The organism is Glutamicibacter sp. PAEs-4, assembly GCF_051161755.1.
GTDB lineage: Bacteria > Actinomycetota > Actinomycetes > Actinomycetales > Micrococcaceae > Glutamicibacter > Glutamicibacter nicotianae.
In genome coordinates this window covers 368,536-393,990 of the sequence record NZ_CP195017.1, presented here as the reverse complement: position 1 = coordinate 393,990, position 25,455 = coordinate 368,536, and the positions used below count along the sequence as shown (strand labels likewise).

23 protein-coding genes are annotated in these 25,455 nt (G+C 61.9%); 10 read left to right on the top strand and 13 right to left on the bottom strand.

What is annotated here, in order from left to right:
* The first annotated feature begins 30 nt into the window (after positions 1 to 30).
* Positions 31 to 1,047: a pseudouridine synthase gene (locus ACR9WD_RS01895; protein ID WP_434923185.1), complete on the top strand. Its 1,017-nt coding sequence runs from the start codon at positions 31 to 33 to the stop codon at positions 1,045 to 1,047.
* A gap of 48 nt (positions 1,048 to 1,095) precedes the next feature.
* Positions 1,096 to 2,019, top strand: coding sequence for a hypothetical protein (locus ACR9WD_RS01890; RefSeq protein ID WP_434922595.1), 924 nt, complete (start codon positions 1,096 to 1,098; stop codon positions 2,017 to 2,019).
* 25 nt (positions 2,020 to 2,044) lie between these two features.
* Here the strand turns inward: ACR9WD_RS01890 and ACR9WD_RS01885 are convergent, their stop codons facing one another.
* Both ACR9WD_RS01885 and ACR9WD_RS01880 read right to left on the bottom strand, forming a co-directional pair.
* Positions 2,045 to 2,821, bottom strand: coding sequence for an SDR family NAD(P)-dependent oxidoreductase (locus ACR9WD_RS01885; RefSeq protein ID WP_073707400.1), 777 nt, complete (start codon positions 2,819 to 2,821; stop codon positions 2,045 to 2,047).
* A 138-nt stretch (positions 2,822 to 2,959) separates the two neighbouring features.
* A complete protein-coding gene (locus ACR9WD_RS01880) occupies positions 2,960 to 4,453 on the bottom strand; it encodes an MDR family MFS transporter (RefSeq protein WP_434922594.1) in 1,494 nt (497 codons plus the stop codon).
* A 164-nt stretch (positions 4,454 to 4,617) separates the two neighbouring features.
* Between ACR9WD_RS01880 and ACR9WD_RS01875 the strand changes: the two genes are divergently transcribed.
* A complete protein-coding gene (locus ACR9WD_RS01875) occupies positions 4,618 to 5,157 on the top strand; it encodes an NUDIX hydrolase family protein (RefSeq protein WP_038992495.1) in 540 nt (179 codons plus the stop codon).
* On the opposite strand, the gene ACR9WD_RS01870 is transcribed toward ACR9WD_RS01875, so the two are convergent.
* Positions 5,154 to 6,251 (bottom strand): FUSC family protein, encoded by a 1,098-nt coding sequence (locus tag ACR9WD_RS01870; protein ID WP_434922593.1) that lies wholly within the window; start codon positions 6,249 to 6,251, stop codon positions 5,154 to 5,156. The genes ACR9WD_RS01875 and ACR9WD_RS01870 overlap by 4 nt on opposite strands.
* A 133-nt stretch (positions 6,252 to 6,384) precedes the next feature.
* Here ACR9WD_RS01870 and tgt point away from each other — a divergent pair, with 133 nt between their 5' ends.
* Positions 6,385 to 7,683 (top strand): tRNA guanosine(34) transglycosylase Tgt, encoded by a 1,299-nt coding sequence (gene tgt / locus ACR9WD_RS01865; protein ID WP_038992496.1) that lies wholly within the window; start codon positions 6,385 to 6,387, stop codon positions 7,681 to 7,683.
* 79 nt (positions 7,684 to 7,762) lie between these two features.
* On the opposite strand, the gene ACR9WD_RS01860 is transcribed toward tgt, so the two are convergent.
* From ACR9WD_RS01860 to ACR9WD_RS01840, 5 genes are all read right to left on the bottom strand, one after another.
* Entirely contained in the window at positions 7,763 to 7,924 is a 162-nt protein-coding gene (locus tag ACR9WD_RS01860; protein WP_285675395.1) for a GNAT family N-acetyltransferase, read from the bottom strand.
* Positions 7,887 to 8,177: a GNAT family N-acetyltransferase gene (locus ACR9WD_RS01855; protein ID WP_434922592.1), complete on the bottom strand. Its 291-nt coding sequence runs from the start codon at positions 8,175 to 8,177 to the stop codon at positions 7,887 to 7,889. Before ACR9WD_RS01855 ends, ACR9WD_RS01860 begins: the two co-directional genes overlap by 38 nt.
* Positions 8,178 to 8,232: 55 nt before the next feature.
* Positions 8,233 to 9,825 (bottom strand): DUF6297 family protein, encoded by a 1,593-nt coding sequence (locus ACR9WD_RS01850; protein ID WP_434922591.1) that lies wholly within the window; start codon positions 9,823 to 9,825, stop codon positions 8,233 to 8,235.
* Positions 9,815 to 10,510, bottom strand: a complete 696-nt coding sequence (locus ACR9WD_RS01845) for an ABC transporter ATP-binding protein (RefSeq protein WP_434922590.1) — start codon at positions 10,508 to 10,510, stop codon at positions 9,815 to 9,817. The genes ACR9WD_RS01850 and ACR9WD_RS01845 overlap by 11 nt, the downstream gene beginning before the upstream one ends.
* Before the next feature lie 66 nt (positions 10,511 to 10,576).
* Positions 10,577 to 11,287, bottom strand: coding sequence for a queuosine precursor transporter (locus tag ACR9WD_RS01840; RefSeq protein WP_066143848.1), 711 nt, complete (start codon positions 11,285 to 11,287; stop codon positions 10,577 to 10,579).
* A gap of 356 nt (positions 11,288 to 11,643) precedes the next feature.
* On the opposite strand from ACR9WD_RS01840, the gene ACR9WD_RS01835 reads away from it, so the two are divergent.
* The 5 genes from ACR9WD_RS01835 to ACR9WD_RS01815 all read left to right on the top strand — a co-directional run bounded on the left by ACR9WD_RS01835 (position 11,644) and on the right by ACR9WD_RS01815 (position 18,435).
* Entirely contained in the window at positions 11,644 to 12,351 is a 708-nt protein-coding gene (locus ACR9WD_RS01835) for a TetR/AcrR family transcriptional regulator (protein WP_434922589.1), read from the top strand.
* Between the two features lie 124 nt (positions 12,352 to 12,475).
* Positions 12,476 to 13,090, top strand: a complete 615-nt coding sequence (locus ACR9WD_RS01830; protein ID WP_038992501.1) for a hypothetical protein — start codon at positions 12,476 to 12,478, stop codon at positions 13,088 to 13,090.
* Between the two features lie 36 nt (positions 13,091 to 13,126).
* Positions 13,127 to 13,948, top strand: coding sequence for a hydroxymethylpyrimidine/phosphomethylpyrimidine kinase (locus ACR9WD_RS01825; RefSeq protein WP_121866045.1), 822 nt, complete (start codon positions 13,127 to 13,129; stop codon positions 13,946 to 13,948).
* Between the two features lie 362 nt (positions 13,949 to 14,310).
* Positions 14,311 to 14,799 (top strand): FBP domain-containing protein, encoded by a 489-nt coding sequence (locus ACR9WD_RS01820; RefSeq protein WP_038992504.1) that lies wholly within the window; start codon positions 14,311 to 14,313, stop codon positions 14,797 to 14,799.
* A 564-nt stretch (positions 14,800 to 15,363) separates the two neighbouring features.
* The gene (locus ACR9WD_RS01815) at positions 15,364 to 18,435 is read left to right on the top strand and encodes a S8 family serine peptidase (protein WP_434922588.1); all 3,072 of its coding nucleotides are present in this window, start codon (positions 15,364 to 15,366) and stop codon (positions 18,433 to 18,435) included.
* 91 nt (positions 18,436 to 18,526) lie between these two features.
* Here ACR9WD_RS01815 and ACR9WD_RS01810 read toward each other — a convergent pair whose 3' ends face one another.
* The 4 genes from ACR9WD_RS01810 to ACR9WD_RS01795 form a co-directional block, all read right to left on the bottom strand.
* A complete protein-coding gene (locus tag ACR9WD_RS01810; RefSeq protein ID WP_434922587.1) occupies positions 18,527 to 19,792 on the bottom strand; it encodes a glycoside hydrolase family 3 N-terminal domain-containing protein in 1,266 nt (421 codons plus the stop codon).
* A 67-nt stretch (positions 19,793 to 19,859) separates the two neighbouring features.
* A complete protein-coding gene (locus tag ACR9WD_RS01805) occupies positions 19,860 to 21,152 on the bottom strand; it encodes a Y-family DNA polymerase (RefSeq protein ID WP_038992508.1) in 1,293 nt (430 codons plus the stop codon).
* Positions 21,142 to 21,558 carry a LexA family protein gene (locus tag ACR9WD_RS01800; RefSeq protein WP_084083942.1) on the bottom strand — a complete coding sequence of 139 codons (417 nt, stop codon included), beginning with the start codon at positions 21,556 to 21,558 and terminating at the stop codon, positions 21,142 to 21,144. Before ACR9WD_RS01800 ends, ACR9WD_RS01805 begins: the two co-directional genes overlap by 11 nt.
* A 78-nt stretch (positions 21,559 to 21,636) precedes the next feature.
* The gene (locus tag ACR9WD_RS01795) at positions 21,637 to 22,887 is read right to left on the bottom strand and encodes a hypothetical protein (RefSeq protein WP_434922586.1); all 1,251 of its coding nucleotides are present in this window, start codon (positions 22,885 to 22,887) and stop codon (positions 21,637 to 21,639) included.
* Positions 22,888 to 22,956: 69 nt separating this feature from the next.
* Between ACR9WD_RS01795 and ACR9WD_RS01790 the strand changes: the two genes are divergently transcribed.
* Positions 22,957 to 23,811, top strand: coding sequence for an NAD-dependent epimerase/dehydratase family protein (locus ACR9WD_RS01790; protein ID WP_434922585.1), 855 nt, complete (start codon positions 22,957 to 22,959; stop codon positions 23,809 to 23,811).
* Positions 23,812 to 23,914: 103 nt separating this feature from the next.
* On the opposite strand, the gene ACR9WD_RS01785 is transcribed toward ACR9WD_RS01790, so the two are convergent.
* Positions 23,915 to 25,192 (bottom strand): NAD(P)/FAD-dependent oxidoreductase, encoded by a 1,278-nt coding sequence (locus tag ACR9WD_RS01785; RefSeq protein ID WP_038992510.1) that lies wholly within the window; start codon positions 25,190 to 25,192, stop codon positions 23,915 to 23,917.
* Positions 25,193 to 25,455: the final 263 nt, after the last annotated feature.

Below are 25,455 nucleotides of genomic sequence, written 5' to 3'. Positions count from 1 at the left end.
GGCAAAGATGGGAGAATATCCCATATGGCTATGGAATCCCCGCTTCCCGTTCGCAACGGCGTCAATGCAACTCGGCTTCGACTCCCTCGGACCGGTTCATGGGCAACTGTCGCCGATTATCTGCTCGAACGCTTTGGCCATGTCGATCCCGAGGGCATTCTGCGCCGCTTCGATGAGCAGCAAATCGTTGGCCTGGGCGGCACTCCGCTCACCCGCCAGACTCCCCTGGGCGAGCATGAATTCATTTGGTACTACCGCTCCTTGCCGGAAGAAACCCCGATCCCCTTCGAGGCCAGAATCCTGTACCAGGACGAGCACCTGCTGGTCGTGGACAAGCCGCACTTCCTCCCCACCACACCCGGTGGACGCTTCATCCAGGAATCCGCGCTGGTGCGCTTGCGCAACCAGACCGGCATCGACGACCTGGTGCCGATGCACCGGCTGGACCGCGCCACCGCCGGCGTCATTCTTTTCGCGGTGAATCCGCAGACTCGGGGCGCCTACCAGATGCTTTTCGAGCGCCGGGAGATTGCCAAGCGCTACAAGGCGGTCGTCGCCCTGCAGCCCGGTGAAGGACTGGAAACCGGACGCGTGCTGCAGCCCAACGGCGGGCATTCCCAGGTCAAGACTGAATCCGAACTGCGCGATCTGCTGCAGCGCATGCCGCTGGTTTTCGAAAATCGGATGTCCAAGGTCAAGGGCCAGCTGCGTTCAATTGTGGAAGAAGGCGAGCCGAATGCCCAGACCCTGATCAAGGTCGAGACCATCGGAACCAGCCATGGTTTCCATTCCGGGACCGAGGTTGCCTTGATGGATCTGGAACCGCATTCGGGCAAGACCCATCAGCTGCGGATCCACTTGGCTTCCCTGGGCCTGGGCATCATCAATGATGCGTTCTATCCACGGCTGTGGGATCTGGCTCCTGATGACTACCGGCGCCCGCTGCAGCTGCTGGCGCACACCATTTCCTTCACCGATCCGTTGACCGGCGCCGAACGCAGCTTCAGCAGTGAACAACGGCTGGCGGAAGCCCCTTCAGCTCAATAACCCCTTCTCATGTGAGAGGAATTGGCCTAAGCTGGTGCCCAATATCCCGTGACCCATAAGGATGAAGGCAAGATGGCCGAACACGAGTCGACCCCGCAACTTGATTCCCTCGTGGCCTCGGCCCGTTCCGCCATGGCATCGGCCAGCGAACGGACCTCCTTCGAGTTGCCCTATGCACCACCGGATCATAGCCCCAACCCTGTGGTGGAGCCCTTCGACAAGATCCGCGGATATCTGCTGGGCGCTTCGGGCCTGCTGCTGTTGCTGACCACGTTGGCGTTGTCTTCCGGTTTGCATGGACGAGCCCAAGCCAGCTTGCTGGATACCAGCCTGGTGCACTCGGTGCTGTGGCCGGCAATTGCCACCGCGCTGGTCCTCAGCGCAGCGTTCTCGCTGCGCAGCGACCAGCTGTCGGCCCGGCGCCAGCGGATCATTTCCATCTACTCGATCCCGGCAACAGCGTTGATGGCGTGCGCCATCACCCTGGCGTCCGGCTTCATGCCCGTCGGCGCTGCCATCCTGGCGACCATCGCTTCGCTGCTCTCCCTGTACGGCGTACTGCAGCTGAACAAGAATACTGCGCGCAACCGCTTGGAGCGTTGGGCCACCGACGCCCCGATCAGCTTCTTTGCAGGTGCGAGCATGGTTTACGCCCTGCAGCTGTGGTTTGCCGCGGCCGGCTGGCATGACGGCGAGCACGGAATCCAGGCCGCCCTGATAACGGCCGGAATCTCGGTGGCCGCCGGCGCTTTCGCCCATTCGGAGCGCGGCCGCCATGCGCTGTCCAGCGGCTACGGAATCTGCATGATTGCTGCCGCCATCCAGGGCTGGCTCAATGATTCAGCGCCGCTGTGGGTCTGCGCGGTCTGGATCTTCATGGCCCTGCTGGTGTTCCTGATGGCCGAGAACCGCCGGTTCCAGATCAGCCATGCCGAGCACCGTGCGCAGCGCGGCAAAACCGTAGAATTCTAGGTTCTGCCACGCCCGCCACAAATGCTTAACGCGGTGCCATGCGGATGGCGCCATCAAGGCGAATGGTTTCGCCGTTGAGCATCGGATTGGCCACGATATGCTCCACCAAGGCCGCGTATTCTTCCGGACGTCCCAGGCGCGATGGATGCGGCACCTGGGCACCGAGCGAGTCCTGGGCTGCCTGCGGCAATCCTGCCATCATCGGCGTGTGGAAAATGCCCGGGGCGATGGTCATGACGCGGATCTGGTGGCTTGCCAGCTCGCGAGCCAGGGGCAGGGTCATCGCGGCTACGGCTCCCTTGGATGCCGCGTAGGCGGGCTGTCCGATCTGCCCGTCAAACGCGGCCACCGACGCGGTGTTGATGATGACGCCGCGTTCGGTGGTTCCCTGTTCGTCGTTCAGCGCTTCGCTATGCGCCATGGCTTCTGCGGCCAGGCGGATCACGTTGAAGGTGCCGTTGACATTGATGTCCAGCACCTTGGCGAAGCGTTCCAGCGGCAGCACCCCGTCACGGCCCAGCACCTTTCCCGGGGTGGCAACACCGGCGCAATTGACCAGCACGCGCAGGGTGCCCAGTTCCTTGGCGCGTTCGATGCCGGCGGCCACCTGCTGCGCGTCGGTGACGTCGGCAGGCACGAAGCGGACATTCGTCCCGATCTCAGCCGCGATTTCATCGCCGTCCTCGCGCGGCAGGTCGAGCACCACCACGTGCTTGGCCCGGCCGGCCAGCGTGTGCGCCGTGGCACGCCCCAATCCCGACAGGCCTCCGGTGACGAGTGCGACTGAATCCTGCAACTGCATGCTTGCTCCTTCGTAGACAGTGAACCTGTGATCTACATTACTGGCCAGTTGCGTCCAGGCGAAGAAGCTTGCCAGCAGGCATGGAAAAACCGCTGGATCCCTTGATGGGATCCAGCGGCTCTCGCACGCTTCTGATGCCTAGTGGCTCGGAACCTTTGCAGGTTCGGCTTCAGCGGCAACGGACTTGTTCTTCCCGCCGAGCAGGAAGCCGATGACCACGATGCCCACGCTGCAGGCGGCACCAACCAGGAAGCCAGGCTGGAAGCCTTCAACCGAAGCGGTTAGCGGGTCGACACCGTCCGCGATCTTCGAGGCGGTGGCCGCGGCGACAACTCCAACGAGCAGCGCGGTGCCCATGGCGCCAGCCAACTGCTGCAAGGTGGACAGCAGGGCCGAACCATGCGAGTGCAGGCTGTGCGGCAACGGGTTCAGCGCAGTGGTGAACGCCGGGGTGAAGATGAAGGCCAGGCCCAAGCTCATCACCAGGTGCATGACAACCAGCAGCCAAATCGGGGTATCCGCGTTCAGGATCATGGCGTAGCCAAGCAGCGATACCAGCAGCACCAGGGCGCCGGGAACGATCAGCGGACGGGCGCCGACCTTGTCGTAGAGCTTGCCGACCATCGGTGCGAGGATGCCCATCAGCAGGCCGCCCGGAAGCATGATCAGGCCGGTGGTCAGGGTCTCAATGCCCAGCACGCTGGTGAAGAACATCGGCAGCAGGATAATCACGCCGAACAGCGAGATCATCGAGAACATCATCAGCACCAGCGAAAGGGTGAAATCCTTGTAATTCAGCGGACGCAAATCCAGCAGCGCCTTGTCCTCCTTCTGCAGGTTCAGCTGCATGAAGACGAAGGCGACCAGGCACAGGACCGCGCCGACCAGGATGCCCAGGTTCAGCGGGGTGATTCCTGCCGAGAGGCCGCTCAGTCCGTAGACCAGGCCGCCGAATCCAGGGATCGCCAGGATCAAGGAAGGAATGGACAGCGGAGCCGAGGCGCCGTCGACGTCCTTGGACAGCCGCGGGGTACCGATCAGCAGGGCTGCTACCGCAATCGGGATGATCACGATGAACATGAAGCGCCACGAGAGGAACTGCAGGATCAGGCCGGAGAGCGTCGGGCCGATGGCCGGAGCTACGGAAATCACGATGGAGACGTTGCCCATCAGCACGCCGCGGCGCTCGGCCGGGACCAGATGCAAAATGGTGGTCATCAGCAGCGGCATCATGATGGCGGTGCCGCTGGCCTGGATGACACGGGCCAGCAGCAGGACGCCCAGACCCGGCGCGAGTGCAGCCAGCAGGGTGCCGAGGGTGAATAGGCCCATCGCCAAGACGAAGACATTGCGTATGCTCAGCCGCTGCAGCAAGAAGCCGGTCATCGGAATGACCACGGCCATGGTCAGCATGAAGATGGTTGACAGCCACTGGATTGCGTCAGCGGTGACATTGAATTCAACCATGAGCACAGGCAGAGCCACGTTCATGATGGTTTCGTTCAGGATGACCACGAAGCTGGAAACAATCAGCACCGCAATCGTGGTGAAATTCTGTTTGCTCAGTCGTTCTGGAGCGTTCGTCACGGCAGGAATCTGCTTCCACGAGGATTCGGAAAAAGGAAATGCCATTTGATGCCTGCAGCTGTTCGCCGGACTAGAAATTCAAATAGCTCTACCGATTTTATCGCTTGGGAATGCGGGGCACTAGGGTTGCGGGAAATCCGCATCAGTGAGTTCGGCAACACAGATCCAGCTTCATGGAATGTCGAGGGTTTGTGTACCAAGATAGAACCATGAACGTGCGCACACCTGACCCATACCCTGGATGGCTCTCCGAGGAAGACCTCTACGAGGCACGCCAGCGCCTGCCGATGCTCTACGTCGAGGCCATTCCCGTGCGCCTGGATCCGCTGGGCTACGTCAACGAGGTGGGCCTGCTGCTGACCGGCGATGACGATGGCCGCATGCTGCGCACCTTCGTTTCGGGCCGGGTGATGTACCGCGAGACCATTCGCGCAGCGTTGATCCGCCACATCGAAAAGGATCTGGGCACCATGGTGCTGCCGCAGCTTCCGGCCTCACCGGTGCCATTCACCGTTGCCGAGTATTTCCCGGCGCCGAGCGAAACCGGCCTGACCGATGATCGCCAGCACGCAGTGTCCATGTGCTACATCGTGCCGGTCCGCGGCGAGACCAGCCCACGCTCCGACGCCTTGGAACTCACCTGGCTTTCGCCAACCGAAGCGCTCAGCTCGGATATCCAGGGCGAGTTCGCGGGCGGCCGTGAAAATATTCTCCGTCAGGCATTAGCCCACGTCGGAGTGAATATCTAGTTCTGCTGTCTGCCCTTGGGGACGATTCCCTGACGACGCTTGACGATCGATCCGACCCAGCTTCCCAAGAGCACGCCGAGCATGCCCACGATGCAGCCGATCAGTGTTTCGACCACGCGGTCGTACATCACCGAGCCGCTCAGGCCTGTGGCCAGCGAGACGCCTACCAGTGCCATCGGGGTAATGAAGACCTGCGCCAAGAAGTAGTTGCGCATGACCAGCAGCTCGGCCATGAACTGGCAGAAGCCGATGAAGGCAAGCAGGATCCACACCTGCGGATTCAGGAAGATCAAGATCGCCATCAGGATCACCCCCACCAAGGTGCCGAGCATACGGTGCATGCCGCGCCGGATGCGCAGGCTAGTGGTGTGCCCAACCAGGGGAACCACCGCGGCCACCATCGCCCAGTAGTTGTGCCCGGCTTCCAGGTTGTTGCCCAAGGTATTGGCCAGGGCACCGGCGACGCCGGCCGTCAGGATATAGAACAGCCCTTCCCACCAGATGGCTTTGCGGACGTTATCCGAAAGCGGCGGCAACGGGGTGCGCTTCCACAGGCTGGTCCACTGCCCGAGCGCCCCGGCAGCGCCGATGGCTATCGACAGCAAGATCGTCAAGCCCGCCACGAGCAGGGCCTCGCCAAAGGGCACGGGCCCAGGAATCGAGGCAATCGCCGCAAAGGCGAAGATGTGGAACAGCGAACCGCCAGGCCGCAACCGCATGAAACCGACCAGCACCGAACAGGCACCGGCAACGAGGGTCGTCGCGCCAACGACTTGCCACTGCTTGATCCCGGGGTCCGAATGGTCGATCCACCAGTGGGAAGCGGCCAGCGCCAAGGCAATCACCGCGAAGAACAAGGCACCGGAACGGACCTGCATCCGCAAGCGGTTCCAGTAGCCATCCACGCGCCCATACACGCCGGTGAAGGCACCGAAAACGGCAAAGACCACCAGGTCCAGCCGGTCAATCGCGAAAAGGGCAAGCAGTGGCGCAAAAACACCTACGCCAGTGCGCAAGCCGATCCAGTGGTCTTTGCGGGCAGGCCCCAGCGTCACCAGCGCCTTGGCGGACTCCTTCAGATTCTGCAGGGCCACATCTTCCTTCCGTCGCGTTGGACACAACACGTATGCCCCATTATTCGCGCTTTGCCTTGTGACACGTTAGGTTTTGGCGCACATTGACCCTGTCGTTTTCCTCACCGCGCGATTAATACGGCAAACTTGTTACGTGCCCGAAAAGAACTTTGACCCCAGTGCCCCGCATGCCCGCCAGAACGAATTCGGCTTTGAAGTCGGAACCCGGCTGACCGCTGAAGACGGTTCCCCGATGCTCGGGCGTACCGGCGTGATCCGTACCCCGCACGGCGAAATCAAGACGCCAGCGTTCATTGCCGTAGGCACCAAAGCCACCGTCAAGGCGGTCACCCCCGTTCAGGTCGAGGAGCTTGGCGCGCAGGCAGTGCTGTCCAATGCCTACCACCTGTACCTGCAGCCGGGGGCGGACATCCTCGATGAGGCCGGCGGTCTGGGCAAGTTCATGGGCTGGGAAGGTCCAACCTTCACCGATTCGGGCGGATTCCAGGTCATGAGCCTGGGTTCGGGCTTCAAGAAGGTCATCGACATGAAGTCCGTCGACCAGTCGGGTCCGGATGATGCTGTGGCTCCGGGCAAGGAACGCCTGGCCAATGTGGATGAGGACGGCGTCTGGTTCAAGTCCCACCTCGACGGCACCAAGCACCGCTTCTCCCCTGAGATCTCCATGGGCGTGCAGCACCAGATCGGCGCGGACATCATGTTCGCCTTCGACGAGCTGACCACCCTGCAGAATTCCCGCGGCTACCAGGTCGAGTCCCTGGAGCGCACCCGGCGCTGGGCCGAGCGCTGCATTGCCGAGCACTTCGCCCTGACAGATTCCCGGGCGGGCAAGGATTACCAGGCGCTGTTCGGAGTCATCCAGGGCGCCCAGTACGAAGACCTGCGCCGCAAGGCCTGCCAGGATCTGGGAGCCATGGCCTTCGACGGCTTCGGCATCGGCGGCGCCTTGGAAAAGGAGAACCTGGGAACCATCGTCGGCTGGTGCGCCGAAGAACTGCCCGAGAACAAGCCACGCCACCTGCTGGGCATTTCCGAGCCGGATGACATCTTCACCGCCATTGAGAACGGCGCTGACACCTTTGACTGCGTCTCGCCCACCCGCGTGGCCCGCAACTCGGCGTTCTATACCCCCTGGGGCCGCTTCAACCTTTCAGGTGCACGCTACAAGCGCGACTTCACCCCACTGGTGGAAGGCTGCGAGTGCTATGCCTGCAGAAACTTCACCCGTGCCTACATCCACCACCTGTACAAGTCCAAGGAACTGCTCAGCCACACGTTGATTTCCATCCACAATGAGCAGTTCACTGTTTCGCTGGTCGAGTCCGCGCGCCAGGCCATCGAAGACGGAACCTTCTTCGAACTGAAGGACAAGGTGCTCTCCAGCTACTACGCTGGCAAGCCCGATCCGCAGGGCCAGCCAGTTACCCAGTAGACGAGGATTCCTAGAACAGCCAAGGCATCGGTTCTGAACGCGCCAGCCAGCGTGTGGAGAACCGATGCCTCGGTCTTTTCTAGGCTGGAATGCCCTGCCCTGCGCGGATCATCGGCAAATGCATGATCCCGTCGTCATCACAGTCTTCCCCGGAACGCTGGAACCCGAACTTGCCATACCAGCCCTCCAGCTGGGTCTGGGCGCTAAGCTGGATCTGAGCATCCGGGGCGCACAGGTCCACGGCACGTTGCGTGAGTTCCCCCGGCAAGGCCGCGGCCGCGGGCCTCCGCTGCCGTCGCAACGCGCCCAATGCGCGGAGCGCAGCTGTCGATATCCATGATTCGAACCGTGCTCAGCACTTTTCCGTCCTCGGCAACAACCAGGTGCACCGTGCCGGCATCCAGATCGCGGCCGTCAATGTCCGGATAGCACGAGCGCTGCTCGGCGATGAAGACGTCGGCCCGCAATTTCAAGATTGAGTAGAGCAAATCCATGGAAAGCTCATCGGGCTTATGGATGGAAAACAGCTCGTTCACAGTACAAGAGTAGCTACGCCTCCAGCTTCCTGCCCGCAACGTGCAGCAACGCATTACCGCAAAAGAGCACTGTGGCGGCCCACAGCACTGGTGGAATGGGAGTAGCCGGGCTGAGCACCAGGCAGAAGATTGGCGAGAACGTGGCGGCCGCCCGAATAAACGTAGCGGTTTCCATGAAGAGCTGAGTGGCCATGGCCGCGTCATTGGTCGCTCCCCCGAGTACTGCGGACCAATCGCGTTCTGCTCTCCTTGCATGCGCAATACTGGCAGCAGCGCATCCCAACGCAGCAACCACGATTGCTGCGATCCAGAGCCAAATACGCTCCAGCTGGATCATGCCAACCAGTCCCAGCCCTCCGGTCAACAGCAGCAGGCTGATGGCCGAGAAGAGCATCGCGTACACCGTTGCGGACCGCACCAGAGCCGCTTCCGATATCCCAAGTGGCTGGGTTAGCTGTTGCCGGGAGACCAACGGCGCAATGGTCGTGGAAATGCTGAAGACCAGAATCAGGCAGAGCACCAGGTAGAAAGCCGCTGCACTCAGCGGATTGGCAATCCGCTGGACAGTGGAGGCCAGCGAAAAAGCAAGGAGCAGGAATCCTGCTACCGGATGCCAGCGGCCTGTCCGCAGCAAACGCAGGCAGAGGATGCGCCAGGCCACGGGCAATGCGGCGGTGAGCTTGCTGCCCAGAGTCCGTCTGCGGCTGATGGCGGACTGCGCCGGAGCTGCGATGCCCCGCGAGTCGCCCTGCATCAACGTCCCCATGGCCAGTTGCTGGTGCTCTCCGGCCAAGCGCAAGGCCGGGCCCGGAATCCGTTCGACATGGCGATACGCCCAATACGTACTCACCGCGCCCAATGCCAGGACGACAAGCAAGGCGAACAGCCACGCCGCCGGATCCAATGTGGCGGCAGCCACTGCGCCAACCAGATCCTGCGCCCAAGGAATCTGGAACAGCAAGAGCAACCACAACACCGCCACTGCGGTGAGCAGTCCGAGGCCCACCCCATCGCAGATCCGTCGTGCAGCAGCTTGGCGGTTCATTGCTTGGATCGCCGTGGCCGCGTTGGCAAGCCCTGCCCCGGCCGCCGCAAAGCAGGCGAGCCCCAGGACAGCAACTGGAAGCGGGAGCGATCCGGCCAGCCCCAGCATCACGATCAGCCACAGCGCGCCTGCGAAGCTGCTTGCGAAGAGCCCAGTGAGCATCGCATTTCGCCACGCCGGTCGGCGGATTGCCCGGAGCGTGACCGGCAGCGGCAGCCACCAGTCGGCCTTGGCCGCGCTAAGCCCGCACGGTCCCAGATAAATCATGAGCCTGAAGATTGCCAAAGCTGACAGCATCAAAAGCACGAAGGACAGATCCTGCATGCGCCACACGGCGCTGGGCAGCTCTTGGTGGGCTACGCCTTCGCCCAGGAGCACGAACAGCATGCCGAAGAGCGCACTGAAGAGGTAGGCCAACGCAATCAACGCGGCCAGCACCCAGACATAGGCATCGGAAAAGCTGTCGAATTTCTCGGCGAAGTTCCTGCGCTTCCTGGCTCGACGGAGCAGTTTGCGCGGATCGAAGGCAACGCTTTGGCTGGCGGCTGGACTAGCGTTCAAGCCACTGCGCCCCTCGGTGCGGATCAAGCAACTCGCCCTCGTCGGCGTCCAGCAGCAGTACCCGGTCCATGCAGCTTCGCAGCATGAGCGGATCGTGGGTCACCGCCAGCAACGCTGTTCCGCCGCCGCGCAACCCGGCGAGCCGATGGTAGAGCTTGTGCCTGATGCGCAGATCCAGGCGCTGTTCCGGTTCGTCGAGAATCAGCAATTCTGCCGGGCGGATCAGGACCGCGGCCAGCAGCAGCTTGCGACGCTGGCCGGAAGACAGCTCGCCGGGCAGATGACTGGCAACGGCAGTGATTTCAAAGAAGTCGAGTTCCGCTTGGACAGCCTGGCCCCAGTCCTGAAGTCCGTGCCCGCGAGCGACCATTTCCAGATGCTCGCGCACCGTGAGTTCGTCGAAGAATGCGCCATCGGTGATCTGGACGGCGACGGTACGGCGAAAATGCGCCGAGCTTTCATCCACGGGAAGGCCTTGGAACGAGATGCGGCCTTCAAGTGGAATGAGATGCCCCAGGATTGTGCGGATCAGTGTCGATTTCCCGCTGCCATTGGCTCCGATAATTCCCATGCCAGCGCCCGGAGACAGCCTCAGGTTGATTGGCCCGCAGATTACCCGGCCGGGATAGCCGATAGCCAGGCCCCTGGTTTCCAGCTGGAATGTGTCGTCTTGACCTGTCTGCATATCCTCGACTCTAATGTCCGGATACAGCTGTGGGCATCGCTCTCACGGATGATGCCTACAGGATGATCAGCTTTCGACAGCCGTTTGGCTGTAGCCGGGCTCGCGCTTCTTGAACCATTTGATGACCATTGAGGTCACCGGAACGAACAGGATTTCCACTGCAGTCTTGTAGATGAAGCCCACCACCACATAATTGATGAAGCTCGGTACATCGGCGATGCCAATCACCGGCGCGGCAATGGCGCAGAAGATCAGGGTATCCAGGAATTCTCCAACACCGCTGGAACCGATAAGCCGGAGAATCAGTCCACGCTCGCCGGAACGTTCCTTGAGTTTGACCAGCACCCATGAATTGGCGAACTGGCCCACCAGGAAGCCGCAGGCCGAGGCGACGACGATCTGCCAGATCGGACCCAGCGTGCGTTCAAGAGCTTCCTGCCCGTCGTAGAACTCGGCTGCCGGCAGCTGGATCATGATCCAGAAGCAGAACACCGCGAAGAATGCCAAGATGAACGTCACGAGGATCGAACGGCGGGCTGCCTTCAATCCATACACTTCCGAAATGACGTCGCCCAGGATGTAGGCCAGCGGGAAGAGGAAGAAGCCGCCATCGGTGATGAGCGGTCCGAAGCTGACACCTTTGGAGGCGCCGATGTTCGAGAGAATCACGACGGCACCCATCAACGTGAGCACCGTGGAGAAGTAGGGGGAACCCGAAGAAGCGAATACCGCGTTCTTGGTTCGGATCAAATTGTTGCCGGCGGTGGAATCGCCCATGAAATTTTCCTTGTCAAAGTGGTTCGCCAGAACATCGTCCTCATGGCACGGCCCGACCCATGAATCAAAAGGGTGGGGTTGCATGCCTACGCGCTGTCCCGCTGTATTAGCACTTACGCAACAAGTATCCCACGCATAGCTGGGGCCAAGTTCTCACCTGTTGCCGGCCAACCATGTTTCGAGAATCAGGATTTTCTGAAATTCATATCTCACTAGCCATTCTTCGGACTATGAATTCGAGGAAACAAATGGAGCAGTGACCGCTCTCCCGTACTTGAGCGTTAAATTTTTCCTTTTTTGAACGCGTTCAAATAATTGCTAGAATCGAATCCACCCGCTTTCCGTTCAAAGGCCCCATGACAACGCAACCCCGCACCGAAAAAGGTCAGCAGACCCAAGCCAAGCTCTTGGCTACTGCTTTGGAGTGCTTTGCCAAGGATGGGTATAAGGCCTCGAGCATGCGTGCCATTGCCGCGAAGGCAGGGGTCTCCCTGTCGCATGCCTACTACTACTTCAAGTCCAAAGAGGACATCGTTGCCCAACTGCTGCTCAACCTGCGCAGGGAGCAATATGAGCAATGTTCGGGAATGCTCAATGAAGGCAACACGCTCGAAGCCAATATCCGCGCCGTGCTCGATTCGGGCGTCGAAGCGTTGGCCCGGTATCACGATTTCGGGCCGGCATTCCTGCGCTTGATGCTCTCGCGCGACATGGGCAACGACGAGATCTGGCGCATCGAGTTGGAGCTCTGGGAGGAGGTCGTTGCCGGATCCCGCCCATTGCCGCCAATGGGCATCCGACGGGATCTGCCGAAGTTCCTGCTGCTCGTCTCCCGCCAGATCTTCTCCGCATGGGCCTTCGACCAGTCGCCGCAGCAGCGCCGCTCCAGGCTGCTGATGAAGAATATGGCACCGGTTGCCGCCAAGTTTGCCGTGCTCTGCCGTTTGCCCGTGGTGCGCTCGCTCTTTGAAGATGTCCTCGCACTGATGGATCCCGGACCAGCAGAACTCGCCGCGGCAGCCGAGTCGACACCTGCCCAGCTAAGAAGGCCCAAGGCCTCCTGAAATGCTGCGCATCGCGCTAGCTGGCAAACACCCAGACACAGAGTTCCGTATCGCCGCGGGTTAAGGCGTAAAGTCAAAGATGCCGATAGGTGATCCCTAGCGAACCAAAGGAGAGCGCAGCACTATGAGCGCAACGGCACGAGCACTGCCAAGCTGGACCCACGACTACGCCACGCTGCGTGATCGCATTGCTTCTTTCCCGAACCAGCATGAGATTCGCTCGGTCAACCAGGACGGCGAGGACGTGGAAATCCTCCGCTACTGGCCTGATGCTTCCTGGACAGTGCCAAAGGATGCGCAGCGCTTGATCCTCTTGGGCCCGCCCAACGACAGCACCGCTGCAGAACTCGCCAAGGCAGGCTGGCAGCAAAGCACGACCATGCACCTGCTGGCCGGCAAGCCTGACGATGTCGAGCAGGTAGTCAAGCTCGCCGACACATCCGGGCTTTTCGAAGCTCCCATGGACAACTACGACGTCGTCGAGGTGACCGACTTCGACCGCCCGGTAGCCCGAGGACGCATGCGCTACGGCGAGAACTACGGCTTGCTCACCGACCCGGACCTTTTCTCTCCTGCAGATCCCGATACGGCCCGCCGTGCAGTGCTGGCAAACTTCGCTGGCGCCGCGTTCGGCCATGGACTGCCTTGGCTGCTGCTGGTGGCCACCGCAGAACACGCCCAGCAGCTTCCAGAAGGCTGGTCCAAGGCAACAACGCTCAGCTTCTGGCAGCACGACTAAACCCATTCCCTACCCGCACTACCTGCAATTGAGACTATGACTAATACAAACACCGCTTCTCCAGCAATGACCCTGACCATCGCCGGTTCCGAAGCCACTGGCGGCGCTGGCGCCCAGGCCGACCTGAAGACCTTCCAGGAACTGGGAACCTACGGCATCGTGGCCTTGACCTGCATCGTCTCCTTCGACCCGAAGGATTCCTGGAACCACCGCTTCGTTCCAGTTGACCAGCAGGTCATTGCCGATCAGCTCGAAGCCATCCAGACCTGCTACGAGGGCAAGCTCGGCACGGTCAAGCTGGGCATGATGGGCTCTCCAGCAACGATCAACACCGTCGCCACCGCGCTGAAGTCCCAGGACTGGGAGAACGTGCTGCTGGATCCGGTGCTGATCTGCAAGGGCCAGGAACCAGGCCACGCACTGGACACCGACGAAGCGCTCAAGTCCACCCTGCTGCCGCTGGCTACGTTTGTCACCCCGAACCACTTCGAGGCCGAGCAGCTCTCGGGAATCAAGATCACCACCGAAGATGACCTGGTCGAAGCCGCCAAGAAGATCCACGAGGCCTCCGGCGCAGCGGTCCTGGCCAAGGGCGGTGTCCGCATCGCCGGCGAAGACGCCGTGGACGTGTTCTACGACGGCAGCACCCTTGAGGTCCTGCGCGAGAAGAAGATCGGCGAAGTCGCGGTCTCCGGCGCAGGCTGCTCGCTGGCCGCCGCCGTCACTGCAGAGCTGGCCAAGGGCGCGACCCCTCTGGAGGCTGCCCGCACCGCCAAGGCGTTTGTCACCGAAGGCATCCGCAACCGCGTGTCCGGCAAGACCCCGTTCGACGCACTGTGGCAGGGCGGCCGCCGCTAGGCCCCAGCTGCTGGACTCTTTGCTGGCCACCGCCGTTCACGGCGGTGGCCAGCAAATTGCTTTAAGCGTGATCGCAGTCATTGGCCTAAGCGAACCGCACTTGCTATCGTTATTTCGGAAGTGCTCGAAATCAATGCGTGGAGAACCACAGGAAGGGGCGGTCGGCTATGCAAGCCACTTTGACGCTCTGCCCGTTCGTCTGCGCATCGAACGGGGTTGTCAACGCATTTTCCGCTTAGGGCACCTGCCTTGGGCGTTGTTCTAGCGCCCCAATTTCTCGATGCCTCGCAGACCTCAAAACCTTTGACGATTAGAGACTCCGCGCGCCGGTAAAGTGCCCGCGGACCATTTGAGGATTTCCCATGCAGCCATTGACCGAAAAAACCATCCGCTCTTCCTTCATCAACGCCAGCCGCCAAGAAGCGAAGAAATTGACCCTGCCCGAAAACTTCGACTCCCTCGATTGGGATTCGCTCGATTACTTGGGCTGGCGCGACCCGAAAATGATGCAGCGCGGCTACCTGCTCCACACCGATGGAACTGGAAGGACCCGCGGCATCCTGCTGCGCCCCACCGACGGTGGCCGCAAGCCGAATAACGCCACCATGTGCGAGATGTGCCGCGATGTGAATATCCCCTGCGCAGTAGGCATGTGGACGACCAAGCGCGCAGGCCAGGCCGGGCGCGACGGCAACACCTTGGGGACCTTGATCTGCCTGAACTTCGAGTGCTCCCGCAACGTTCGGATTCCGCCTCCGAAGAATCCGATCTATCCGGATCCGATGGTCGTCGTTGCCGAGCGAATCCAGCTGCTCGACGAACGCGTGCATAGCTTCCTGAACCGCCTCTAGAAGGCAGGAGGAGCCAAGTCGATTCCGGCTCAACCCGCCCAGCAGGTAGTGAACTGATGAGTAACAAACCGTCTAAAATTTTCTCAAGGATTAGCGCGCTCATCAGGCCTCGCTGGGCGGGTTTGTCGCAGTGGTTCGCGGATTTCATTATGAAATTCCCAAGCCAGCTCGATATCCGGCCAAAGGTCACTATTCAATAACCCCTTGATATATGAGCTGGGTCACCTAAGATTCCAGCTAGGGGTATACGCACTAGCGGACGTTTACCCCGGACGATCATCAAGGCTCGCACTGCTTTAATGTCGCCCGCCCATGACGGGAGCAGTACCGCTATCCAGCCCAGCTAGGAGAATCATGGTCACTCGCCGCACGCAGAGAGTGCCGCGCCTGATTTTGGGATCAGCCACTGCACTTGCATTGGCCGTTACCCTCTCAGGACCGGCAAGCGCAGCAGGAATCCCCCAACCAGGCGACGGCGAAAACGCCGCTTCCCTGCCAATCACCAATTCATCAGCGCTCTCCAATTTGAAAGTCTCCGGACCGCTTGCCAAAGCTACTGGCGAGGTGTCGGTTTACGTTCAGCTCCAAGGCGATGGCGCCTTCGAGACGGTGAAGAAGTCCGGCAAGAAGAAGGATGCCGCCAAGGTCAAGAAGATGGACAAGGAGGTCAAGGCCAAGGGCAAGAAGCTGGCCGCCGAGTCCAACTCGAAGGTCATCTACACCACGCATAACGCACTGCAGGGTGTCGCCCTGACCGGCGATGCCGCAGACCTGCGCAAGCTGGCCGAGCGCAGCGACGTTGCCAAGATCAGCTCCATCGTTCCCAAGAAGCCGTCAAACCGCAGCTCGGTAGTTGACACCGGAGCCCTGGAATCCTGGAAGGCCCTGGACAAGACCGGCGAAGGCGTCAAGGTGGCCGTGCTGGACACCGGCGTGGACTACACCCACGCCAGCTTCGGCGGCCCGGGCACCCTGGAGGCCTACAAGGAAGCCCAGGGCTCTGAAGAGCTGCCCAGCGCAGACTCCGGCCTGATCGACCCCGACAAGTTCATTGGCGGCTGGGACCTGGTCGGCGACGACTACAACGCCAACTCCGACGACCCCACCTACCAGCCAATCCCCCATCCCGACCCGAACCCGCTTGACTGCCAGGCCGCCGGGCACGGCTCCCACGTTGCCGGCACCACCGCAGGCTACGGCGTCAACGCCGATGGCTCGACCTTCACCGGGGACTACTCCTCGCTGGACGCCGACGCACTGGCAGAGATGAAGGTCGGCCCTGGCTCGGCCCCTGACGCACAGCTCATCGGCATCCGCGTCTTCGGTTGCGGCGGCTCCTCCGCCGTCGTCGGCCAGGCGCTGGACTACGTCCTCGACCCGAATGGCGACGGCGACTTCTCCGACCGTGCCGACGTGGTCAACATGTCCCTCGGGTCGGATCATTCCCCGGCCAATGACCCTGAAAACGACATTGTCGACGCCCTGAGCGCAGCCGGCATCCTCTCGGTTGTCGCTTCCGGCAACGCCGGCGATGTCACCGACGTGGGCGGCTCCCCGGGCAACTCCCGTTCCTCGCTGACCGTCGCCAACTCCGTCGGCTCGCACGTCACCCTGGACAAGATCCAGATTGACGCTCCAGAAGATGTTGCCGGCTCGGCCTCGGGCCAGTACTCGGCAAACTTCAACTACACCAACGCTGATCCGGCTGCCCTGTCCGGAGAAGCTGTGATGGCTCCGGCCGATAACGCATTCGGTTGCGAGGCGTTCGAAGAGGGTTCGCTGGAAGGCAAGTGGGTTTGGCTGCAGTGGAGCGAAGGCGGCGAGTTCCCTTGCGGTTCCGGCGTCCGCTTCAACAACGCTGAAGCCGCCGGTGCCACCGGCGTCCTCTTGGATGCAGAAAGCAACCTGTTCGATGCGGGCATCGCCGGCAACGCGACCATCCCGGGTGCGCAGTTCACCTTGGACGAGTCGAATCGGCTGCGCCCAGCAGCTGAAGCGGGCACGCTGAAGGTGACCCTGTCCCCTGAATTCGTTGGCGGTTCCTCCAGCGAGTCCGGCGTTGGCGACACGCTGAATTCCTCCTCCTCCCGCGGCGTCCATGGTTCCAACGGCGTGGTCAAGCCGGATGTGGCTGCCCCAGGCACCCAGATCGGCTCGGTTGGCGTCGGCACCGGTACCGGCACTGCCGTGATGACCGGTACCTCGATGGCGACCCCGCTGGTCGCCGGCATCGCCGCACTGGTGCTGGAAGACACGGACTACACCCCGTACGAAGCCAAGAGCATCATCATGAACACCGCGGCCACCGACATCAAGGACGCCGACGGCGAAGCCTACGGTCCTAACCGTGTTGGTTCCGGTCGCGTCATGGCCGATGCGGCACTGCAGACTCCTGCCTTCGCCTACGATTCCGAAGCAGCGGACCTGACCAGCGTGGTCTTCGGCGTCATGGAACTGGACGGCAAGAAACCGTTCACCGCGAAGCGGGAAATCACCATCGAGAACACCAGCGGCAAGGCGCAGACCTACGATGCCAACTACGTGGCAGCTACCGAGATCCCGGGTGCAACCTTCACCCTGGATCGCAGCAGCGTCACCGTGCCGGCCGGCGGCAGCGCCAAGCTGAATGTCACCCTGAAGGTCGACCCGAAGCAGTGGGCCAAGACCATCGATCCGACCATGGCTACCAGCCAGTCCGGTTTGGCCCGTGCCTGGGTCGCCGATGCAACCGGCCGTGTCGAGCTGACTGCTAACGATGCTCCAACCCTGCGCATTCCAGTCCAGGCAGCACCAAAGCTGGCTGCTGACATGGAAGGCAAGCTCAAGAAGCTGAAGAAGGGCGCGGATACCACCAGCCTGAGCCTGAAGGGCAAGGACATCACCGCAGGCGAGGGCGCTACCTCGGTTACCTCGCTGCTCGGCGCTTTCGAGCTCGGCGCTTCGAGCGAACGCGGCGATGACTCGCTGGACAGCATCCCAGCTGCCCGCTCGATGGACCTGCAGCACGTTGGCGCTTCGAGCACCGCAGGCCGCACCGGCATCGCTGACGGACTGCTGAATATCGGCATCTCCACCTGGGAAAACTGGGCCCACCTGGCCGGCGGCACCGAGCTGGATGTCGAGATCGATACCAATGGCGATGGCAATGCCGACTTCGTGACCTTCAATGCGGCATTCGATGAAGTGGACCTGGACCTGGCGGCGACCTTCAATCTCGCCACCGGCGAGCAGGTTGACCTGCAGCCGGTGAACGGCGTGCTGGGCGATGTCGATACCAACACCTTCGACACCAACGCGGCGATCTTCCCGATCTCCTTGGCGGCACTGGGACTCGATGAGGATTCGGCAGAGATCTCCTACCGTGTTCTGGGCTACTCCTGGTACAACACCGATGAGAACGGTGCGATGATCCCGGTTGACCAGACCGACTGGATCGATTTCAACGTGGCGACGCCACAGGTTGATTTCGGTGCGGAGGGCACCCTGTTCACCGATCTATCCGGAACCAGCATCCCGGTAACTGTCGCTGACAGCTCCAAGGCATCGAAGGCGCTGCTGCTGCACCTGCACAACGGCAGCGGCGACCGCGCCCAGGTTCTGGACGTGACTGGCGGAAAGACGAAGGGCAAGAAGTAGGCCTTACGTCTCCCAAAACCAGGCCCGGGGCACTTCCTAGCGAGTAAGGAAGAGCTCCGGGCCTATCACTTTTAAGGTTCCGTCCTATGGCCTATTGGCTGCGCAGCTTCTCTTCCAAGATCAGCACTGCGGCTTCCCTGACCTTGCCCGCGAATTTGCCGTCGGATTTCGCCTCGGCAGCCAGCGCCTTCGCCATGGTGATGGCCGGAGCCGAATTCACGCATAACGGAACCGTTCCGCCAGCGGCAATGAATTTCACGGCGCGCTCGCCCACCGGCACGTGGCCGACCTGCTTGGCTTCGCAGAGATCATCGGAAATCACGATTCCCTCGTACCCCATCTGCTCACGCAGCAACCCGCTGATGATCTTCGAGGAGAACGGAGCATCATTCTTCGCATCGAGACGGGCATAGCGGGCATTGGACACCATGACCCAGGACTTGCCCTGCTCGATAGCCTGCTCAAAAGGCTGCAGATCGCTGGAGCCGGCATCGATCTTCGTATCGGTCACCCCGGTATTGGTATCGGTGTTCTCTGCAACCCTGCCCAGTCCTGGGAAGTGCTTGACCACCGGTTGCACTCCTTGGGCGTGCAGCGCTTCATTGACCGTTGCGACGGCTTTGGAAACACCGGCGGCGTCATGGGCGTACTCGCGGCCGAAGTAGCCGATGGGTGCGTTGCTGGTGCCGATGCTGGATGGAACAACGTCAGCCACCGGAGCCAGATTCACGTTGATGCCGGCTTCAGCCAGCTGCTTTCCGGCGGTGCCCACTTCGCTTTCCAGCTTCGAGGTGGACCACTGGCCCTGCTTCAACGCCGTGGGCAGTTCGGCAAAACCGTCGCCCTGGAGCACCCGGACAAAGCCTCCCTCCTGATCGGTGGCCACCCAGACCGGCAGCTGCCCGGGAATATTGGAGTCCAGGTCCTGGGTAATTTTTTGGACCTGGGCAGCAGTCTGCTGGACCGCCAGCTGGGAACGCCCGCGCAGGAAGACATTGGAAATCCCCTGCTTCTTCATCGCTGAAATTTCCGCGGCGGATGCGCCGGTTGCCGGAACACCCGCCATCACCAGGCTCGCTGCCTGTTCGCTGGCGCTCAACTCGTCAACCAATTCTTCGGCTTGCTGGCGCAGCGAAGGCTCTTTGCTCTGGCTAGGGGTTGAACTCTCCTCAACGCCGGCAGTGCTCGAGGGGCTTGGAGAGTCCGGCTGCGCGGGCGCACTCGTGCCGCTCGGGCTGCTGGCGCTGGGGGCGGGCGTGCTTGGAGCTGGTTCTCCGGCATTCGGCGCACTGCAGCTGGCGAGCATCGCTGTCATCAGGATTCCGGCTGACATGATCTGCATGGCACGGGTCATCATGAATTCATCCTCCCACCGGAAACTGCGAAGTTCCCGTAGAGCCGCCATTTTTTGCCGTTGGCCGGCCTCAGGCGCGCACCACCAGCAGCTCGTCCCAGTCGGTGGTGTAGCGCTGCGAGATATGCTCCCGTTTCATCGACCATTCGGGGCTCCTGGCCAATCCGGCATGCCCCAGGCCGATGGACTTGGCGCCGAATCGAAGCGAAATGTCCTGGACAACCGAGGAGACATTTTCCTGTTCCTGCGCAGCTGGGTCAACGTTCTGGCCAAAGAGATCCAGCTGCTGCTCGCCGGGGGTGTCGCTGAGCCCGGAGAGGATCACTCCCCCGCGGACGTAGTCCATTCCCGGTTGCATCAGATCCCGCATCGCGGCGATGGCCAGCTTGCTGAGCAGGATCGGATCCCGGGTCGGCCGTGGCAGTCTCACCTGGGCACTGGGGAATGACGCCTCTCCGCGCGCGAAGCGGCTGGTGCCTGCGGTGACGGTGAGCAGTGAAGCGTAGCGGCCTTCGCTCGCCAATCGGCTGGCGGCCTTCTGCGCATAGATGGACATGACTTCCTCCATCGCCTCATAGGTGCGCACCGGCGTGGAGAAGGAGCGTGTGAACATGACTTGGCCGCGGTCCGCGCGTTCTTCCACCGGACCGATGCAGCGTTGCCCATTGAGCTCGAATACCGTGCGCTGCAGGACAACCGAAAATTTCTTGCGGATCGCCAATGGGTCGGCCGCTTGGAGGTCAGCGATGGTTTCAATGCCCATGGCCGCAAGCTTGGCACCGGTTTTGCGTCCTACGCCCCAGACATCGGTCACCGGGACCCGGTTCATGATGCTGCCCAGGACCTCGGGATCCATGAGCTGCTGGACGCAGACGCCTCCGAGCCCCGGATTGTGCTTGGCGATGTGGTTGGCCAGCTTCGCCAGGGTTTTGGTGGAAGATACGCCCACGCAGACCGGCACGCCAATCGTCTTGTCGATGGCGGCACGGATCTGGGCGGCGGTGCTGCGCACCTGCTCCAGGTTGCCTTCCAGCCCGACGAACGATTCATCGATGGAATACACCTCATGCCAGGTCCCGAAGCGCCCGAGCAGTTCCATGACCCGGGCGGACATGTCGCCGTACAACTCATAGTTGCTCGACCGCACCGCAAGGTTGTGCGAGTCCATGTAGCGCTGGACCTTGAAGAACGGCTCGCCGGTGGGAATGCCCAGGTCCTTGGCTTCCTGCGAGCGCGCCACCACGCAGCCGTCGTTGTTCGACAGCACCACTACCGGGCGATTGCGCAGCGAGTAGTCGAAGGCCCGCTCGCAGGAGACGTAGAAATTATTGACGTCCACCAGGGAGACGTGATCAGCGGACATGATGCAAGCACCTGGTAATGACGCCGAAGACGCTGACTTCATCGCCTTCGGCCAGGATGACCGGCAAGGGCGATTCATCGCTGAGCAACCCGACCTGCTGGCCGTCGATCTGCCAGCGGCGCACCAGCATCTGGCCATTCAGGTTGACGATGACCACCGATCCGTGGCGCACGGAAAGGGACCGGTCCACAATCACCTCATCGCCATCGAAGATCCCCGCTGACTGCATGGCATGGCCCGAAACGCGCATGATGAAGGTGGATACACGGTCGCGGACCAGCAACCGGTTCAAGTCCAGTCCGCCGTCGAAGTAATCGCGCGCTGGCGAGGGGAAACCCATCGCCGAAACCGCTTGCACCGGCCCTTGGGTTGCTCCCGGAGGCATCAGCTCCTGCTCTTCAGCCACACCCCACCACCTTCTAGTACAAATATTCGAATACTTGAATTGTAGCGCGTTAACCAACGTCATGCTTCCGGCGAGCGCCTACCCCTCGGACTCGGCCACGGCGCGCTGGCGGCGAACGCCGCCCCGCGCCGTGCGGCCCAGGAGCACCGCGGACAGGATGATCGCCAGCAGCGTCACGGCACCGGAGACTACGATGATCGTGCGGGCGGAGCCCACGAGCAGTCCCGGGGTGCCGATCAGGTAGCCCAGGGCAACCATGACGTTGATGAGCATCCGCAGCTGGGCCCAGGCAGCGCCATGGCGGCTTTCCGGCACATGCTCGTAGATGGCAATGCGCACACCGATGTTGTGCAGCCCGTTGCCCAGGCCGCCGGCCAGGAACACCACCGCCAAGCCGACCGCGCTGGCCCAGAGCCCTTCGATGAGGATCGCTGCACCCACCAGCCCGCCACCGAGCAAAATCGGCAGGGAGCTTCGGGCACCGAAGCGCCGATTGCCTCCCAACAGGGAACCGAGCACCGCGCCGACGGACCAGGCACCGAGCAACACCGCATATCCCGTGTCGCTATCGGTGATCTCGCGCAGGTAGAACACCCCCGCAACCCCTTCTGCTGCGGTAAACAGGACGATCGCCGCTACTGGCAGCAGCAGGATCCGCAGTCGCGGATGGCGTACAAGCGCGGCACCGCCACCAGTAATCCTGGCATTGGGAGCGGGCTCAGAACCTGTCTGAACCTCATGCCCTCTGGCTGCCAGCGAGCGCGACAGGACCACGGCCGCCATTGCCAATCCCAGGAATCCCGCCGTCGCACACCACAGCACCGCACCGATCCCTGCCCTCGCGAAGGCGATCGAAGCGATTGCCGGCGCAATAATCCCGGCCAGGGAGGTAGCCACGACAAGGAAGCTGCTGGCACGGGCAAGGGTGAAGCGTCCGCGGATGCGCGGAATGATCTTGAAGACCACCGCACCGTTGATCACCGCGCAAACGCTGGCCACGGACATCAGGGCAAGGCTCAGGAGAATATTGGCGAAAATAGCCATCACCGCAAAAATCCCGATATGCACGCAGAGGTTCAGGATCCACACCCGGAACAGGGCAGCGCCGTCAACCCACCGCCCGATGGCTGGAGCGGCAAGGATCGGCGGAACCAGGCCAATCAAAAATAATGCTGTCACGCCCCACGACCCCAGCTGGTCCGCGGATTCAAGGGTCAAGGCAAAGAGCGCCATCCCCTCACCGAGCATGGACAGCAGCGCAATCACGCAGAACAGGACGCAACGCACCGACGACCGCACCTGCACCCCGCCCCTTCGCACATGCCGCATGGACCTGAAGGTTCTATCCTATGGGTAGGAGGAACCTCCTCCAAGGACATCTCTCACCCAAGGAGTCTCGTGAAAATTTTACTGGTCAGTTGCGGAGATGTCGCCACCGAGGCAGGCCTGCGCTTCGAGCAGCAGGGCCATCGTGTCACCGCTTGGCGGCGCAACAGCAGCAAGCTGCCCGCCGGATTCGACGGGCACAGCGTGGATCTGCTCGATGCGTCCCAGTGGCCAAGCATTGATCCCGGCACCGAGATCGCCGTGCTCACCCCTGTACCAGCAACCCGCGATGCCGAGGGCTACACGCGCAGCTATCTGCAGGTCGCCCAGGAACTGGTTTCCCGGCTGGAAACGCAATGCCCCGCTCTTCGCCGGCTAATCTATGTCTCCTCCACCGCGGTCATGGGCGGCGGCAACGGAGAGCTCGTCGACGAATCAGCACCACTGGCACCATCCACCCCCACCGCGAAGGTCCTTGCGCAAACCGAGGAGGCGCTCGCCGGAAGCGGCCTGCCGGTCACCATCCTGCGGGCCTCCGGGATCTACGGTCCGGGCCGCACGCGCTTGATTGACCAAGTCCGCGCGGGCACCGCCCAACTGCCAACGCAGTCCCACTGGACCAACCGCATCCACCGCGATGATCTGGCAGCGGCGATTGTCCACGTCGCCGGGCTGGCCGAGCATGCTGCCGGCCTCTACCTTGCCAGCGACAGCACCCCCGCCCAGTTGGGCGAGGTCTACCAGTTCCTGGCCAAGGAACTTGGTCTTCCGGAGCCGGACATGGCGAGACAGGCCCCGGTTCGAAGGGCCCCCGACCGCAGGCTCGATAATGCCAGGCTGCTCGCCAGCGGGCTTGAACTGCAGTATCCGGGATATGCAGAGGGCTACCGCGCGATCCTTGCCGGGACGTCAGTCCGACATCCGTAAAGGGCAATAAGGACAGCAATTAAAGCAAACCGGCTTGCGGCGCATCTGAACGATGCACCGCAAGCCGGTTCCCTTATTTCGTTCCGGGTGTGGACCGAAACGCCTAGAAACCCTTGCGCAATGGGTTGAAGTGCCGGGCAATGCCGGGAACCTGCTGGCCGGCAATCTGGGCGGCCAGGATCTTGCCAGTCAGCGGGCCGAGGGCAACGCCCCACATGCCGTGGCCTCCACCGACCGAAACCCGCGAAGATGCGGTCTGCCCGATCAACGGCAGGCCGTCGGCGGTGCATGGGCGTCCGCCCACCCATTCCTCCTTGCGGTTCTCCCAGTTGATGCCCTTGTAGACCGGGGTCGCCGCGGCAACGATGGCCTCGATGCGCTTCGGCTCCAGCTTGTGGTTGGCGTCGCGGAACTCCATGGTTCCGGCGATGCGGAAGCGATCGCCCAGCGGGGTGCAGGCAACGCGCTGGGTCGGGAAGTAGATCGGATGCGTTGGCATGTCCTCTGGCTCAACGGTGAACGAGTAGCCGCGGCCCGCCTGGACCACGACGTTCACGCCGAACTTGCTGGCCATGTCGGTCATCCACGCGCCGGTTGCCAGCACCACGTGATCCGCGGTGATTGCACGGCCTTCGGAACCGATGACGGTGACCGAACCGCCGTTGTCGCGCACATCAGTGACATTGAACGCGCCAATGATGTCGCCTCCGCGGGCAATCACGGACTCGGCCAGCGAATCCATGAACTTCGGCGGGTTGATGTAGCGCTGGTTCTTGATGGCCACACCGGCAGCGACCTTATTGGACAGGGTCGGTTCAATGCCGCGCAGCTCATCGCCGGTGAGCAATTCGTACTCAACATTGCCGCCAGTCTTCTCGATCATTTCGAATTCGTGCAGCAGCGCATCACGGTCGCTGAGCGAAGTGAAACCGGTCAAGAATGGTTCAGCGGGCTTGGTCAGCTCCTGCACGCCAGGTCCTGCTGTGGTCGACTGCGCGATTTCGTCAAAGGCATCCAGACCGGTTGCGCCGATTTCCGAGAAGACCCGCATGGCTTCTTCCCACTTCTTCGGGGTCGAGTGCCATGCGAAGCCGATGAGGAAGCGCAGCAGCTTGGCGTCGGCTTTCAGCGGAATGTAGAGCGGCGATGCAGGGTCAAGCATCATCTTCAGGCCGTTCTTGAAAATCGACGGCTCGGCGATAGGCAGGGTCAGGGCCGGGGTCAGCCAGCCGGCATTGCCCCAAGAGGATCCGGATGCGACGCCGCCACGGTCCACAACGGTGACTTTAATGCCCGCTTCCTGCAGATACCACGCGGTCGACAGTCCAACAAAGCCGGCGCCCACAACAACTACATGATCTGGCACGTTTCCTCCAGCCATGATCCACTCTCCTAGCATTTCGGCGGGCTCTCCACACGAGCCCGCATGTGTTCACTGTCGCGCGATCCCCAGGGAAAATCAACGCGTGCTGACGATTCGACGGTGAGCGCCACCACAGTGGCGCCAAGTTCGCTCTTTTTGCGGGAAATTATGGCTTACCCCGAATTTCCAACAAAGACTTGGCCGTGCATGACAACTTTCCCCATTGACTGCGTCACCATGGCGCATCGGGAACTTTTGCCGAATCGCGTCCTGCGTAGACT

What these genes read in the sequence shown, in the direction of transcription:
- ACR9WD_RS01895 (WP_434923185.1), top strand. Translation starts at nt 31, where the DNA reads ATGGAATCCCCGCTTCCCGTTCGCAACGGCGTCAATGCAACTCGGCTT.
- ACR9WD_RS01885 (WP_073707400.1), bottom strand. Translation starts at nt 2,821, where the DNA reads ATGCAGTTGCAGGATTCAGTCGCACTCGTCACCGGAGGCCTGTCGGGA.
- ACR9WD_RS01880 (WP_434922594.1), bottom strand. Translation starts at nt 4,453, where the DNA reads ATGGCATTTCCTTTTTCCGAATCCTCGTGGAAGCAGATTCCTGCCGTG.
- ACR9WD_RS01875 (WP_038992495.1), top strand. Translation starts at nt 4,618, where the DNA reads ATGAACGTGCGCACACCTGACCCATACCCTGGATGGCTCTCCGAGGAA.
- ACR9WD_RS01855 (WP_434922592.1), bottom strand. Translation starts at nt 8,177, where the DNA reads ATGGATTTGCTCTACTCAATCTTGAAATTGCGGGCCGACGTCTTCATC.
- ACR9WD_RS01845 (WP_434922590.1), bottom strand. Translation starts at nt 10,510, where the DNA reads ATGCAGACAGGTCAAGACGACACATTCCAGCTGGAAACCAGGGGCCTG.
- ACR9WD_RS01840 (WP_066143848.1), bottom strand. Translation starts at nt 11,287, where the DNA reads ATGGGCGATTCCACCGCCGGCAACAATTTGATCCGAACCAAGAACGCG.
- ACR9WD_RS01835 (WP_434922589.1), top strand. Translation starts at nt 11,644, where the DNA reads ATGACAACGCAACCCCGCACCGAAAAAGGTCAGCAGACCCAAGCCAAG.
- ACR9WD_RS01830 (WP_038992501.1), top strand. Translation starts at nt 12,476, where the DNA reads ATGAGCGCAACGGCACGAGCACTGCCAAGCTGGACCCACGACTACGCC.
- ACR9WD_RS01825 (WP_121866045.1), top strand. Translation starts at nt 13,127, where the DNA reads ATGACTAATACAAACACCGCTTCTCCAGCAATGACCCTGACCATCGCC.
- ACR9WD_RS01820 (WP_038992504.1), top strand. Translation starts at nt 14,311, where the DNA reads ATGCAGCCATTGACCGAAAAAACCATCCGCTCTTCCTTCATCAACGCC.
- ACR9WD_RS01810 (WP_434922587.1), bottom strand. Translation starts at nt 19,792, where the DNA reads ATGATGACCCGTGCCATGCAGATCATGTCAGCCGGAATCCTGATGACA.
- ACR9WD_RS01805 (WP_038992508.1), bottom strand. Translation starts at nt 21,152, where the DNA reads ATGTCCGCTGATCACGTCTCCCTGGTGGACGTCAATAATTTCTACGTC.
- ACR9WD_RS01795 (WP_434922586.1), bottom strand. Translation starts at nt 22,887, where the DNA reads ATGCGGCATGTGCGAAGGGGCGGGGTGCAGGTGCGGTCGTCGGTGCGT.
- ACR9WD_RS01785 (WP_038992510.1), bottom strand. Translation starts at nt 25,192, where the DNA reads ATGGCTGGAGGAAACGTGCCAGATCATGTAGTTGTTGTGGGCGCCGGC.